Annotated in this window: 17 protein-coding genes; 3 read left to right on the top strand and 14 right to left on the bottom strand. The window is 25.4% G+C overall.

Annotation, left to right across the window (positions count from 1 at the left end):
- Positions 1-674: 674 nt before the first annotated feature.
- The 10 genes from ACEXNK_RS08595 to ACEXNK_RS08550 form a co-directional block, all read right to left on the bottom strand.
- Positions 675-1343, bottom strand: a complete 669-nt coding sequence (locus tag ACEXNK_RS08595) for a tyrosine-type recombinase/integrase (protein ID WP_373599438.1) — start codon at positions 1341-1343, stop codon at positions 675-677.
- A gap of 207 nt (positions 1344-1550) precedes the next feature.
- A complete protein-coding gene (locus ACEXNK_RS08590) occupies positions 1551-1958 on the bottom strand; it encodes a hypothetical protein (RefSeq protein WP_373599439.1) in 408 nt (135 codons plus the stop codon).
- On the bottom strand, positions 1903-2136 hold the full coding sequence (locus ACEXNK_RS08585) for a hypothetical protein (RefSeq protein WP_373599440.1): 234 nt from the start codon (positions 2134-2136) through the stop codon (positions 1903-1905). Before ACEXNK_RS08585 ends, ACEXNK_RS08590 begins: the two co-directional genes overlap by 56 nt.
- Before the next feature lie 36 nt (positions 2137-2172).
- Positions 2173-2304 (bottom strand): hypothetical protein, encoded by a 132-nt coding sequence (locus ACEXNK_RS08580; protein ID WP_373599441.1) that lies wholly within the window; start codon positions 2302-2304, stop codon positions 2173-2175.
- A 5-nt stretch (positions 2305-2309) separates the two neighbouring features.
- Positions 2310-3074 carry an ATP-binding protein gene (locus ACEXNK_RS08575; protein ID WP_373601578.1) on the bottom strand — a complete coding sequence of 255 codons (765 nt, stop codon included), beginning with the start codon at positions 3072-3074 and terminating at the stop codon, positions 2310-2312.
- On the bottom strand, positions 2986-3870 hold the full coding sequence (locus ACEXNK_RS08570; protein ID WP_373599443.1) for a phage replisome organizer N-terminal domain-containing protein: 885 nt from the start codon (positions 3868-3870) through the stop codon (positions 2986-2988). Before ACEXNK_RS08570 ends, ACEXNK_RS08575 begins: the two co-directional genes overlap by 89 nt.
- Positions 3871-4106: 236 nt before the next feature.
- Positions 4107-4286, bottom strand: coding sequence for a hypothetical protein (locus ACEXNK_RS08565; protein WP_373599444.1), 180 nt, complete (start codon positions 4284-4286; stop codon positions 4107-4109).
- A gap of 45 nt (positions 4287-4331) precedes the next feature.
- Positions 4332-4535: a helix-turn-helix domain-containing protein gene (locus ACEXNK_RS08560; protein WP_373599445.1), complete on the bottom strand. Its 204-nt coding sequence runs from the start codon at positions 4533-4535 to the stop codon at positions 4332-4334.
- Between the two features lie 49 nt (positions 4536-4584).
- Positions 4585-5322, bottom strand: coding sequence for an ORF6C domain-containing protein (locus ACEXNK_RS08555; RefSeq protein ID WP_373599446.1), 738 nt, complete (start codon positions 5320-5322; stop codon positions 4585-4587).
- A gap of 34 nt (positions 5323-5356) precedes the next feature.
- Positions 5357-5557 carry a helix-turn-helix domain-containing protein gene (locus ACEXNK_RS08550; RefSeq protein WP_373599447.1) on the bottom strand — a complete coding sequence of 67 codons (201 nt, stop codon included), beginning with the start codon at positions 5555-5557 and terminating at the stop codon, positions 5357-5359.
- A 179-nt stretch (positions 5558-5736) separates the two neighbouring features.
- On the opposite strand from ACEXNK_RS08550, the gene ACEXNK_RS08545 reads away from it, so the two are divergent.
- Together ACEXNK_RS08545 and ACEXNK_RS08540 are read left to right on the top strand one after the other, a co-directional pair.
- Positions 5737-6240 carry a helix-turn-helix domain-containing protein gene (locus ACEXNK_RS08545; RefSeq protein ID WP_373599448.1) on the top strand — a complete coding sequence of 168 codons (504 nt, stop codon included), beginning with the start codon at positions 5737-5739 and terminating at the stop codon, positions 6238-6240.
- 17 nt (positions 6241-6257) lie between these two features.
- Positions 6258-6734: an ImmA/IrrE family metallo-endopeptidase gene (locus ACEXNK_RS08540; RefSeq protein WP_373599449.1), complete on the top strand. Its 477-nt coding sequence runs from the start codon at positions 6258-6260 to the stop codon at positions 6732-6734.
- A 29-nt stretch (positions 6735-6763) separates the two neighbouring features.
- On the opposite strand, the gene ACEXNK_RS08535 is transcribed toward ACEXNK_RS08540, so the two are convergent.
- From ACEXNK_RS08535 to ACEXNK_RS08520, 4 genes are all read right to left on the bottom strand, one after another.
- Complete coding sequence (locus ACEXNK_RS08535) at positions 6764-7834, bottom strand: RES family NAD+ phosphorylase (protein WP_373599450.1); 1071 nt, start codon at positions 7832-7834, stop codon at positions 6764-6766.
- The gene (locus ACEXNK_RS08530; protein ID WP_373599451.1) at positions 7834-8754 is read right to left on the bottom strand and encodes a sce7725 family protein; all 921 of its coding nucleotides are present in this window, start codon (positions 8752-8754) and stop codon (positions 7834-7836) included. Before ACEXNK_RS08530 ends, ACEXNK_RS08535 begins: the two co-directional genes overlap by 1 nt.
- Positions 8755-8761: 7 nt before the next feature.
- The gene (locus tag ACEXNK_RS08525; protein WP_373599452.1) at positions 8762-9610 is read right to left on the bottom strand and encodes a sce7726 family protein; all 849 of its coding nucleotides are present in this window, start codon (positions 9608-9610) and stop codon (positions 8762-8764) included.
- A 120-nt stretch (positions 9611-9730) separates the two neighbouring features.
- Positions 9731-10048 carry a hypothetical protein gene (locus tag ACEXNK_RS08520; RefSeq protein WP_373599453.1) on the bottom strand — a complete coding sequence of 106 codons (318 nt, stop codon included), beginning with the start codon at positions 10046-10048 and terminating at the stop codon, positions 9731-9733.
- Between the two features lie 216 nt (positions 10049-10264).
- Between ACEXNK_RS08520 and ACEXNK_RS08515 the strand changes: the two genes are divergently transcribed.
- Positions 10265-11794: a recombinase family protein gene (locus tag ACEXNK_RS08515; protein WP_373599454.1), complete on the top strand. Its 1530-nt coding sequence runs from the start codon at positions 10265-10267 to the stop codon at positions 11792-11794.
- Positions 11795-11901 lie beyond the last annotated feature (107 nt).

Below are 11901 nucleotides of genomic sequence, written 5' to 3'. Positions count from 1 at the left end.
CCTCCAATAAAAAAAGGTTACTTTTATACTAAAGCAACCTTTCAACTATACCTTAAAACTATTTTTAGAGGATAGTTAGTTTTTATTCTTTTTTCACTATAGTTAAGTTATTACAATACTTTCATCAATTATTAATAATCCTTAACTATTTTTATTATTTAAAACTTAATTTTATTAATTTAAACAAAACTTAATCATAATTAGTATATATTAAAATTAATTAGTTTTTTAAAGTTTAATGTTCTTTAATCTTCAAATCACTTTATTTTATTATTTTTCAATACTTTTAACTATTCATTATGTAAATCCTATGAAATTATTTAATATTTTATATATATACCTATAAAAATTTCATTTAGTAAACGTTAAAAAAATTACACGTGCTCAAATTATTGAAATCACTTATATACAGAATTGTGTTTTGTTTCTAGTCAAAACTTTTATTCTGTGTAGTTTTTCAAAACTTTTTAATGTACATATAAATCACACTTAATACATTGAATTTACTAGTTTTTAGCTTATTTTATTTTTCATATGATTATGCTCCATAACTATATAGATTACCCATATGTTTTACCTTTACTTTTTTTAAGCCATATAATAGAAGTTATTTTTTATACTTTTTATTAATTGCGATAGTATTATTTTTTGGAGCATATATATACTAAAAAAAATTAGAGCATACTGGATATTATTCCTGCTGCTCTCTTTTTATCTTTTCTATCTATACCTATATATTTCATAGTTGTTTCTGGACTCTTATGCCCTAGTTGTTTACTAACAAAAACTATATCATTTGTCATTTCATATAGCCATGTAGCATAAGTTTTTCTTAAACTATGTCCCGATATATTTTCTAGCCCTAGTTCTTCTCCTATATTTTTTAAAATCCTACTAAAAGACTTTGCTGTTATATATCCATAATCTCCATTTGAAGGAAATGCATATTCACTATTTTTTTTACCTTTTACATAATCTTTAAGTGTTTTCTCTAACTCAGATCTAGGTTCTATTTCTGCATATCGTTTATTAGGTTTCTTCCTTCTTGACTTAGGATTATCTTTAATATGTTTTAACCAAGAATTATATTGCTTTTTTTCTTGTATTAAAAAACTGCCATTTTGCAAAGCTTCTCGAATATCTCCTATTGTCAAATCTACTATATCTTGATTTCTATATCCAGTTCCTATACCAAGTAAAAACAACACATTGTTTCTCTTTGAATGTATTTTACTATTTTCTTCTAGTTTATATCTAAATCGCTTATAGTAATTATGTGGTATTGGATTTGCTGGAACTTTTAAATCTATCTTATCGATATCTTCGTTTAATTCCTCTCTCATTATAATTCATCACCTCCTTTTTAAAAAGGATGGAGACAAACTATTTTACAAGTTTTATTCAATTATCAAAGTTCTATTTTGCATAAAAAAAGGACTAACTCACTAGATCGGAAATGAGTTAATCCTTTTTTATATACCGTTGCTATAATACTATATTAACACATAATTTAATTGTAATGTGTCCGTTTTTTTTCCATTAAATTTCCACTAAAAATACATTGCTTTTTCTCCATATTTATAAAATGCTAACTTCTCAATTGCTTCATCATGTTTATCTTTTACTGTACTTTTAGAAAACTTAATATTTTCTGCTATAGCTATAAAAGTTCTTCTTTTCTTTTTAGAAAAATATCTTAAGTCTATTATTTTAGTTTCTATATCTTCTAAATTATTTAAATATAGATTATAAATTTCTATATCATCATCAATCTTATTTATTTCAACTTCTTTCATAAGTATTTTAGTATCACAAGTCACAATTAAATCTCCTATATCCCAAGTTCCTGGAGATGATTTTATTTGCAACTCTCTTAAATCTAAATCATTCTCTACTTTTTGCCTATTTTTTAGCAACTTTATTTCTTTTTCTAATGTATCTCTTCGATCTTTTTTCAACCTTATTATCTCTAGATACTTTTTTGTTTTTTCTATATACTCTTTCTTTATATTCATTATCAATCTCCTCTGTACTCTTATGTTTTAAATTGTTTGGTTTTTTCATTAAATCTTCAAATTCCCACAAATCACAAGGAACTTGTGTTGCTTTTAAAATCTCCTCTGTAATATCCCTCATTACATTCACCCTCTTAATTTATTTTTTATACTCTTTCTATTTAAGTTTATTCTTACTTTTAAATATCTCTATAGCTTCATACCATGCTTTTTGAACTGTTATTCCTTTCTTTTTAGCCATTTCTTCTGCTAGTTGTTTTAGTTCTTCTGCTTCTTCTAAAATATTCATATCATTTAATCTCCATATATTCTGTAATTAAGTTTTTTACCTTTCATTTCAATTATGTAGTTTTTACTTTTTTCATATAATCTAGATCCTATTGCTTCATCTATTTCAACTAGATCTTCTATGGTTTTTTCTGTTGTAATTATCATAGGTAAATTTTTAAAATATCTATAATCAACTATTTCATAAATAATATTTATATCTGCTTCAGTGATTCTGCCTTTGAATAAATCATCAATTAGTAACACCTCTGCGTTTTTGTATATATTAACTTCTTTTTGATAATTTTCTTCATCAGTTACAGATTGTTTTATTCTAGTTATTACACTCCTATATGGCATGTATATAACTCCTATGCTATTATCAAGCATTATATTAGATACAGCCATTGCTAAATGTGTTTTACCACTTCCTACTTGTCCTAAAAGCATTATAGAGTTATTATTGGATAATTTAATAATATTGAAGTTCTTAGAGTAATTTTTTGTTTTTACATAAGCTTCCATAGATTCAATAGAATTTTCATAGTTAAAGTTTTCAAACCTCTTTTTTCTAAATTCTTCACTTACTCCAGATGCCTTTAGCTTATCTTCAGCTATTCTAATTTTTCTACACTCACATGATCCAAAACTTCCATCTTCTAGTTCTATAAACATCATATCTTTACATTTAGTGCACTTGTATTTATTCTTCAAGTTTTCTGATTTGTCTAAGTAACTCTTCCCTTCTTGCTGCTTCACTTTCTGAATTATTTTCTCTACTCTCTGTTTCAATAACGCCTTCTCTACTTCTGTCATCAGAATTCACTCCCCTTTGACTTTTCTTTTGTAACTCATAAGCTTTTAGTTGATCATATGTTGTTATATTGACATCTATCCATTGCTTTATAATTCCTTTTATGTAATCTAGCCTACATTTATTTTTATCTGTGGCTATCTCTATTGCCCTTTTAAATAACTTGTAATCTATAGTCTCAGACATTTCTATTATCCATTCTGCAGTTATTCCATTTATAAGCCCTATATTTTGTTCATATAATTTACTAAATTGTTTTAAGTTTTCTTTACTACCTACATAACTATCTTCTTTTTTTTCTATATCTATATCTATCTCTTTTCTCTTATCTCTTTCTCTATTCTCTTTCTCTATATCTATCTCTATTGGATATTGTCCAGACAATTTAGGGACATTGTCCTTTTTTTGTCTCTGTAGTCTTTTCTTCTCTGCCCATTTAGTTTCTGATCCTACCATATTTTTCAGTTGAGAAATATAAATTTCCCCATTTTCTAATATTTGAACTAATCCAATATTCTTAAACAATTCCATAGCTACTCTTACTGTATCTTTTTCAGTATTAGTTACCCTAGATAATGTCTTTACATCGTATGGAACCAACATACTTCCTACATTTCTTATTAATAACCCATTAGTTTTTAATGATTTTAAGCATAGTTTTAAGTAAAACAAGCAATAGTCTTTTCCATTTTCTTGTTCTTCAATCCATGAAATCGCGTCCTCTTCAAAAAAATCTTCTTTTAACTTTAGCCAATAATATTTTTTATTTGTCATTAGATTGTCCCCTTTTTTTCATATTACTTAGTTCCGTGTCTTCTTATATATATTTAATACTTGTCCATCTTGTGTTTAGTTTTAATGTTGTAAATAATCTTTTATTATGTTATTATTTTATTGATTTGTTGTTCCAAGAACCTATTTAATAAGTTTCCAGCTTATAGGCTCTTGGTTTTTTAATGCTCTAAAATTCATTACTCTTACCTACTTTGTCTAAATTTTACACATAGATGCTATTTCTTTTTAGGTAGTTTACCTTCTTTATATAATCTTGTTGCTATTCTATAATTAACCTTAGCTATTTTTTCAAGGATTTCTTGTATTTCTTCATCCGTTTGCTTTCTTCCAAGAGTTACCTCTGGAGAAATTATTTCTACTATTGCATTTTCTGTTTCAGCTCTATAAATATCCATAGCTTCAACCTCCCTTTTAAAATTATATGAATCTAAAAAATTGTCCTATTCTTCAATTAAATCTTCTATATTTACATTTAGTACTTTTGATATTCGGCTTATTATATATCCATTAACTGATATATCTTCTTTTAGTAGTTTGTATATTGTTGGTCTGCTTACATTTGAGTTTTGGGCTATTTTAATTATTGGTAATCCGCTATTTAAAATAGCTTTTTCAAATCTCTTTCTATCAACTTTGTATCTCATATTTACACCTTCCATCACTTTATGTATTAAATTTTTTGTGTATTTTTTACTATATAAATTCCACTTGGTTGTTGATCATGCCTATTTGTTCATTTAATGCAATAGTTAAATTATACTTAGCAACTATATCTAGTGCATTTTTTAAATGCTTTCTCTTTATAGCTGTATAACTATTAACATCAAACTCTCGTTTTAATTGTTTATGTATATCTGCATATACTTTAGCTCTAAGAGATTTATTGTTATATGCTCTAGTTCCTTTTCCTCCAAGAGCCTTTGTTCCTATCCTTCTTACTGCACTAACTACTTCTTTACATTCTGTAGTAAATAAAGGGATATCATCTTTAAATTCTTGTAAATCTTCCTTAACTTCTAGTACTTTTTTTTGCACCTCTTGTATTTTTACATCGTGCATTAATATGGCTCTTAACTCAGGACTCATATTCTTGTATTGATATTGTCCTGTCTTTCTTATACTAGGTAATACTTCATCTGCTATCCAATCTTGAAATCGTTCTGCTTCTACTTTTCTTGATTTAAATATCAGTTTATACACTCCACTTTCTGTTAAAAATTTTTCTCCTGCATTATTTAATTTTCGGATATGCATATCTTGCAAATCTGAATTTTTAAGTTTTTTTATTTGTTTTTCATTAAAATTTCTAAGACTACTATTTACATCTTGAATTTCCAAACAATCAGCTACATGCTTTGGGTTAAATAGTATATCCCCGTTAAAATCAAACACCTCTACTTCTTTTCCATCAAATATCATTAAGTTATTCATATTAATCCTCCTCCACTTGCATATCATGCAAGTTTTAATTTAAAAAAATATCTATTTTTTCTTCATCTGTAAAATTTAATATTTTAGATATCTTTTTTATTTCATCAATATAAAACCTTTGTTTTCCATTTATTTTATTATTAAATGTTGTTACACTCATTCCAATCATTGAAGATAATTCATTATATGTTATATTATTTTCTCTAAGTCTACCTTTTACTTTATCCAACTTCATGTTTTCACCTCTTTATTTTCTTGCACCTCATGCAAGTTATATTTTAATAATAATTCCCATTTCATTAACTGTCAATACTTTTATGCAAGTTTTTTCTACTTTTAATTAATTTTTCTTGCATATCATTAAAGTTTACTATAATATATAATTAAAATAATGATTATTAAGGAGTTGTTGAAATGACTGATTTCAATAAAGAAGTAGGTCTAAAAATCTTCAACGCTAGAAAAAACTTACAGATGTCTAGAGTTGATTTAGGAAAAAAAGTGAATTTACATGAAAGCACTATAAAAAGATACGAAGATGGTCATATAAAAAGTTTAGATATTGATAAACTTAAAGAATTCGCATATGCATTAGATATATCTCCTGCATATTTAATGGGGTGGGAGGAAAATGTAGAAGTTAAAACAGATAATGTTTCAAACTTTACACAAGAAGAAATATTACATATAGAAGATATGCGACTATTAAATGATCTCGGTAAAAGAAAAGTTATTTCATATACTAAAGACTTAACTGAAATGTCCAAATATCAAAAAAATATTAATATTACTCAACTTAAAAATAAGAATAATATGAACTCTGATATAAAAACAATAGCTGCTCATAATGATCATCTAACTGAGCATGGAGAAATAGATAGAATTTTAAAAGATATAGAAGATATGAATAATTGGTAGAAGTTAGGTGAATTTATGTGAATATATATGAGGAGTTACAACAAGAAGCATATGAAAATAATATAATTTTAAGGGAAGTTTCTCTTAAATCCAATTCAGATGGTCTTTATTATGATGGAAAAATTGCTCTTAATAAAGATAAATTAACTACAAATACAGAAAAAGCATGTGTATTAGCTGAAGAACTAGCACATCATTATACTAGTTATGGTAATATATTGGATTTAAATGACTTATCAAATGCTAAGCAAGAGTATAAAGCTAGATTATACTCTTATGATAAATTAATTGGCTTAAATGGGCTTATAAATGCATGGAATGCACACTGTAGAACTAAATATGAAATTGCTGAATATCTAAATGTTACTATCAATTTTCTAAATGAGGCTATTGAGTGCTATAAAAATAAATATGGCATATCTATTCAAATAGATAATTATTGTATATCATTTTTACCTAACTTTAAAATAATTAAATTAATCTATATAAAATAAAAAGATGTAGAAAACTACATCTTTTTATTTTATATAGATTCTAATTTATATGTTAAATCTATTTTGTAAAGTGATGTTTCATAACAATCACATAGTTTTTCATCAAATAATACTAGATTATAGCTACTGTCTTTCTTCACTGTACTATCATATATTATCCCATCAATTTTTTCATCATTTTGGAAATTTTCATTCTTTATATATTCCGTTATATATTGTATAGGTAAATATTCTAAGTCTGCATCTATATCTTTTATAGGTTTTGAAATTTCTTCAGCAATTTTCTTTAAAATTCCTCTATTAATTGCATACTCTGTACAATCTATTTCTGAAAATGGACTTATTTTATCTAACTTTCTCATATCTATAACTGTAATATCTCTATTTAATTTAAATTTTCCTATAGTCACATAATCTCCATTTTTTGCTTTAACTTCATATGTTGTAGTGTCTTTTTCATTAGAAAGATATAAGTGACTTATTCCAAGTGGATTTATTCTTCCTGATTTTGCTTTTCCTTTTGGAGGAGCTCCCATTTGTTTTTCTTCAAACTTTTCACTATCTTTTTCACAAATTCTAGCTCTATAAAACTTTCTATCTTTATTTATAGGACTACATGTATACTCTAAAAATTTTTTTAGCATATTCAAGTTTATATTATTATAGTGAAATCTGTTGATTAGTTTTATAGATCTACAAAAATCATTCCAATCATCAACTAAATATTTTTCTTTCTGATTATAATCTTTAATCCCTATACTATTTTCAAAAAAATTAGGGTTAGAAGTATATTTTTCTTTACATATACTTGTTATAATTTTGAATACTACCTCACTACTATCAACATTAAATATATTCCATCTATTATGTAATTCATCTGCTAATAATCGCGTTTTTTCTGGTGGAAAATCTTTTGGTAAGTTTTCTCTACACGTGTATATATCCAATAAATTTTCAAATTCATTGATTAACTCCATATCACTATCAGTATCATAAATAGGTACTTTACTTCTTTTACAAATATCACAAGTTCCTTCTTTATTTGTTTCTAAAATAGCTTTAATATATATGTCATTAACACAATTTTTACAAAATTTCATCAATCTAATTCCTTTTCAATGAATTTATTCATAAGTTCTATGTGATGCATAATAGATAGTTTTTTTATAGTAGCCAGTCCTGGAAATTTACCTAAATTATAGTATTCTTTAAATTTATTTAATGCATATGTATATTCAAAATTAGAATTACATTCTTCCTCATCCATCCATTCACTTAATTTTTTCACTGCTTCTTTAAATTTCCCAGCAGGGTTATTAATATCATTATTTGAATCTGAAACAAAATGTCTAATTCTAAGTTCTTTATTCTTATCAAAGTATACTATGTGTATAGCTACTGCATAAGGAGCAAATCCACCTTCTACATACGGTTCTCCTATTACAGAATAGTCTGAAAATCCTTTGAAATTCTCATTTTCAAAATATATATGATCATCTGAAAAAAACTCATCTATTTTTTCTGTATAATCAGAGTTTCTCTTTCTTTTTTTAAATTTATCTTCAAGTAATATTTTATTTCTTGGTATAAATTTTTTTAGTGTTCTAGATTCATACGGAATAAAACTATACATAGGATAATCATCTTTAAATATATCTAAAAAATAAGTTTCTAAATCTTTATCTTTATTTATTATTAATAAATCTTTATATTCTAAATCTCTTGATATTTCATTTTCCAAGTTAGAATTAACTAAATATGCTTTGATTATATTTGTTTCTTGTAGTTTATCCCCCATACAATCGTCAATCATATTTTCACTATTTGTAATTTTAGAGTTCATTATAACAGCTATCTTTCTGTTATTTTCTAAATATACATTTAAAGTCTTTAAAAAAGTAGAATTAACTTGCGTTATCTCTATTACAGGAATAATCTTTTCCCCAATTAAATCTTTTTCTATAAGTTCTCTTAATGCTAATAGTTCTGACTGTCTTCCTCTTAAATATGGAAAGTACATTCTCAAATCACCCCTTGAATTTACTATTTAAAAATTCGTTTAACTTTAAATAATCATTGTATTTATATTTTGAAAAATAAACTAAAAATTTCAATTCATAAGGTACATATTTTTTATATTCATCAGCTACAATATTAACACGAGTCTTTAGCTGTATAGACATTTCATCATGAAATAAATTTAAATCTATTTTTTTTATTAAATTAAAGCATTCATCATAATAATCAAAATCAGTTGTATTAGGAAGTTCTTTCCAAAATTTCAAAATAATATTTTCAAATTCTTTTTTTCTTAATATTTTAAACATAGTTTCATAATCTAATCCATAACTATATTCTCTTGCTTTTCTAATTGTACTAATCGAACTATTTTTTTTTAAAATACATATCCCTACACAGTCATTTTTCAAAGTCTTATTAAGTTTCTCTAAACTATTCTCACACGTTACTACATATACATATTTAAAAGCTTTATAGTAGTCATTAATCTGACTCTCTAATCTTTCAAATGTATCTAGTTCTGTTTTAATTTCGTATACAATAGCATTTCCATTTATAAGTATAAAGTCAGCTTTAGATTTATTTATAGGAATCTCAGTCAGTGCAGTTGTTGTATTAATGCTGTGTCTTCCTAATAATAATTTATTTAATAATGTATTCTTATAAAAATACTCATTTCTATATTCTTTTCTTAAAAAATCATATATTTTACTTATGTAATCTATATTAAAATCTAGATTTTCTTCTGGTAAATATCTTTTTATTACATCTGAATATGCTTTGTTAGAATTTTTTTCTATCAAGTTTTCAAATGTACTTTTAGTAAAAATACGATTTAAAATTAAATTATTATTCACACTGACACCTCCTTACATATATTATTTATACTATAGATTATAATATTTTTAATATTTTTTAACTATAGTAAATATTGTATAAATTTTCATTTGACTTTATATTAAAATATGCTTTAAACTTTATATTAAGTTTTTTATAAAATCATATATTTCTTTTAATTCACCTTCTTTTCCTACTATACAGTTTGGATATTGTTTTATATCTCCAACACTACTTATTTTAAAATCATTTGGAGATGGTAATCCAGAAGCACAAATTATAAGATAATCTGCATATTGTATTAGCCCTGTCAATGCTGAAATTTTTATTGTCATCTCTCCCATTGTTCTACCTGCAAATAAGCCTTTCATTGCACTTTTCCCATCAGTTCTTCTTATTTCTATAGTTGAATTATTTATTTCAACTACAGTTCCTGACTTTAATTTAAATTCTGTCATTAAAACTGCCCCCTTAATTTTATTAGCTATAGTCATTTATAATATAACATAATTAATTGGATTATTTTGTAAAAAACTGTAAAATATTATTTTTTATACAAAATTTATGCATTATTATTCATTGTAAAAGAACATATTTTCGATTTTATATTGTTATTTATTCCCATATATTTTACTATATCATTATATTCATTTAATTAAAGGCGGCGATAAAATATGAAAACTTGTATTTACTTAAGAAAATCACGCTCAGATGAAGAATCTGAGAAACTAGGTCAATTTGAAACATTAAGTAGACATAGATCTACTCTTCTAAAAATAGCTAAAGAGAAAAATTTGAATATAGTTGAAATAAAAGAAGAACTTGTATCTGGTGAAAGTATTTCTTATAGACCTAAAATGTTAGATCTATTAGATGAGGTTAAAAGTGGGTTATACGATGCTGTATTAGTTATGGATATAGATAGATTAGGTCGTGGTAATATGCAGGACCAGGGGCTTATATTAGAAACATTTAAAAAGTCACAAACTAAAATTATAACTCCAAGAAAAACTTATGACTTAAATAATGAGTGGGATGAAGAATATTCAGAGTTTGAAGCATTTATGGCTCGTAAAGAGTTAAAACTTATTACTAGACGTATGCAAAGAGGTAGAATTAAAAGTGTAGAAGAAGGAAAGTTCATAGCTAGCAAGCCTCCTTATGGTTACAAGTTTGTGTTTGATGAACTAGGTAAAAAATCTATGGTTATAGATGAGGATAACGCAAATATAGTTAAGATGATATTTGATCTTTATGTAAATAAGCACTATGGAGGTAATAAAATAGCTAGTCACCTTAATTCTTTAGGATTGAAAACTTCCACTGGTAGGAGTTGGTATGATAAAGGTGTTAGAGATATTTTAAAAAATAAAACTTATGCAGGATATGTAATATGGAATAAAGTTGAAAGAGGTAAATCAACGTCTAGAACTAGATCTTCTGATGAAATAATAGAATCTAAAGGATTACATGATCCAATAATAGATGAATCTATATTTTTAGATGCACAGTATCTACTTAAAAATCGTACATTACCTTCTACAAAAAAAGATTTAACTATAACCAATCCTCTTGCTGGATTAGTTATTTGTTCTGGATGTGGTTATAAAATGTTATCTAGACAATCTACTTATTCAAATAATAAAATAGTTAAATTTATTAAATGTGTTAATTGTAATAATAATCGAAGCGTAAGACTTGATAAGTTAGAAGAAGAAGTTATACACCACCTTGAAAGATGGGTTGATTTTTATAAACTTCCATCAAATAAATTTAACTCTGAAAACAAGAAAAATTCTTCTTTAGAATCATATACTGATATTGTAAATAAACTTAATTCTGAGTATGAAACATTATCTAAACAAAAAGAAAACTTACATAACCTTTTAGAGCAAGGTATTTATGATGTAGATACATACTTAGACAGATCCAAAATATTAACAGATAAAATTGAGTTAAATAGATCTAGTCTCAACAAAGCTATGGAAGACCTAAATAAAGAACAAGAATCTAATATATCTTTAATTGATATAATACCTCAAATTGAAAAAGTTTTAGAACTTTATTATGAAAGCAATGACATGAAGGAAAGAAACGACTTATTAAAAGAAGTAATAGTTCATATCGATTATAGCAGAGAGCCCGGAAAAAGATTATCTAAGTTTCTAATCAAAATTCATCCAAAACTAAGAAAAAGTAAATAACAATTTAACTGTTATCATCAAACCGATAACCAATTCAATGTACTTGCAGGTTCTTTCGCTGGTGGTGAAGGTGATTATGTAGCTTTATTTGAGCCTACTGCATTAGA

This window comes from Paraclostridium bifermentans, assembly GCF_964259345.1.
Classification (GTDB): domain Bacteria; phylum Bacillota; class Clostridia; order Peptostreptococcales; family Peptostreptococcaceae; genus Paraclostridium; species Paraclostridium bifermentans_B.
Note: the sequence above shows the minus strand (reverse complement) of the source record. Positions and strands in the feature narration are given on the sequence as shown.

Excerpts from the sequence above, each read along its gene's own strand:
- ACEXNK_RS08570 (WP_373599443.1), bottom strand. The coding sequence starts at position 3,870 with ATGACAAATAAAAAATATTATTGGCTAAAGTTAAAAGAAGATTTTTTT.
- ACEXNK_RS08520 (WP_373599453.1), bottom strand. The coding sequence starts at position 10,048 with ATGACAGAATTTAAATTAAAGTCAGGAACTGTAGTTGAAATAAATAAT.
- ACEXNK_RS08580 (WP_373599441.1), bottom strand. The coding sequence starts at position 2,304 with ATGAATATTTTAGAAGAAGCAGAAGAACTAAAACAACTAGCAGAAGAA.
- ACEXNK_RS08550 (WP_373599447.1), bottom strand. The coding sequence starts at position 5,557 with ATGAAGTTGGATAAAGTAAAAGGTAGACTTAGAGAAAATAATATAACA.
- ACEXNK_RS08535 (WP_373599450.1), bottom strand. The coding sequence starts at position 7,834 with ATGAAATTTTGTAAAAATTGTGTTAATGACATATATATTAAAGCTATT.
- ACEXNK_RS08555 (WP_373599446.1), bottom strand. The coding sequence starts at position 5,322 with ATGAATAACTTAATGATATTTGATGGAAAAGAAGTAGAGGTGTTTGAT.
- ACEXNK_RS08595 (WP_373599438.1), bottom strand. The coding sequence starts at position 1,343 with ATGAGAGAGGAATTAAACGAAGATATCGATAAGATAGATTTAAAAGTT.
- ACEXNK_RS08585 (WP_373599440.1), bottom strand. The coding sequence starts at position 2,136 with ATGAGGGATATTACAGAGGAGATTTTAAAAGCAACACAAGTTCCTTGT.
- ACEXNK_RS08560 (WP_373599445.1), bottom strand. The coding sequence starts at position 4,535 with ATGAGATACAAAGTTGATAGAAAGAGATTTGAAAAAGCTATTTTAAAT.
- ACEXNK_RS08515 (WP_373599454.1), top strand. The coding sequence starts at position 10,265 with ATGAAAACTTGTATTTACTTAAGAAAATCACGCTCAGATGAAGAATCT.
- ACEXNK_RS08545 (WP_373599448.1), top strand. The coding sequence starts at position 5,737 with ATGACTGATTTCAATAAAGAAGTAGGTCTAAAAATCTTCAACGCTAGA.
- ACEXNK_RS08565 (WP_373599444.1), bottom strand. The coding sequence starts at position 4,286 with ATGGATATTTATAGAGCTGAAACAGAAAATGCAATAGTAGAAATAATT.
- ACEXNK_RS08530 (WP_373599451.1), bottom strand. The coding sequence starts at position 8,754 with ATGTACTTTCCATATTTAAGAGGAAGACAGTCAGAACTATTAGCATTA.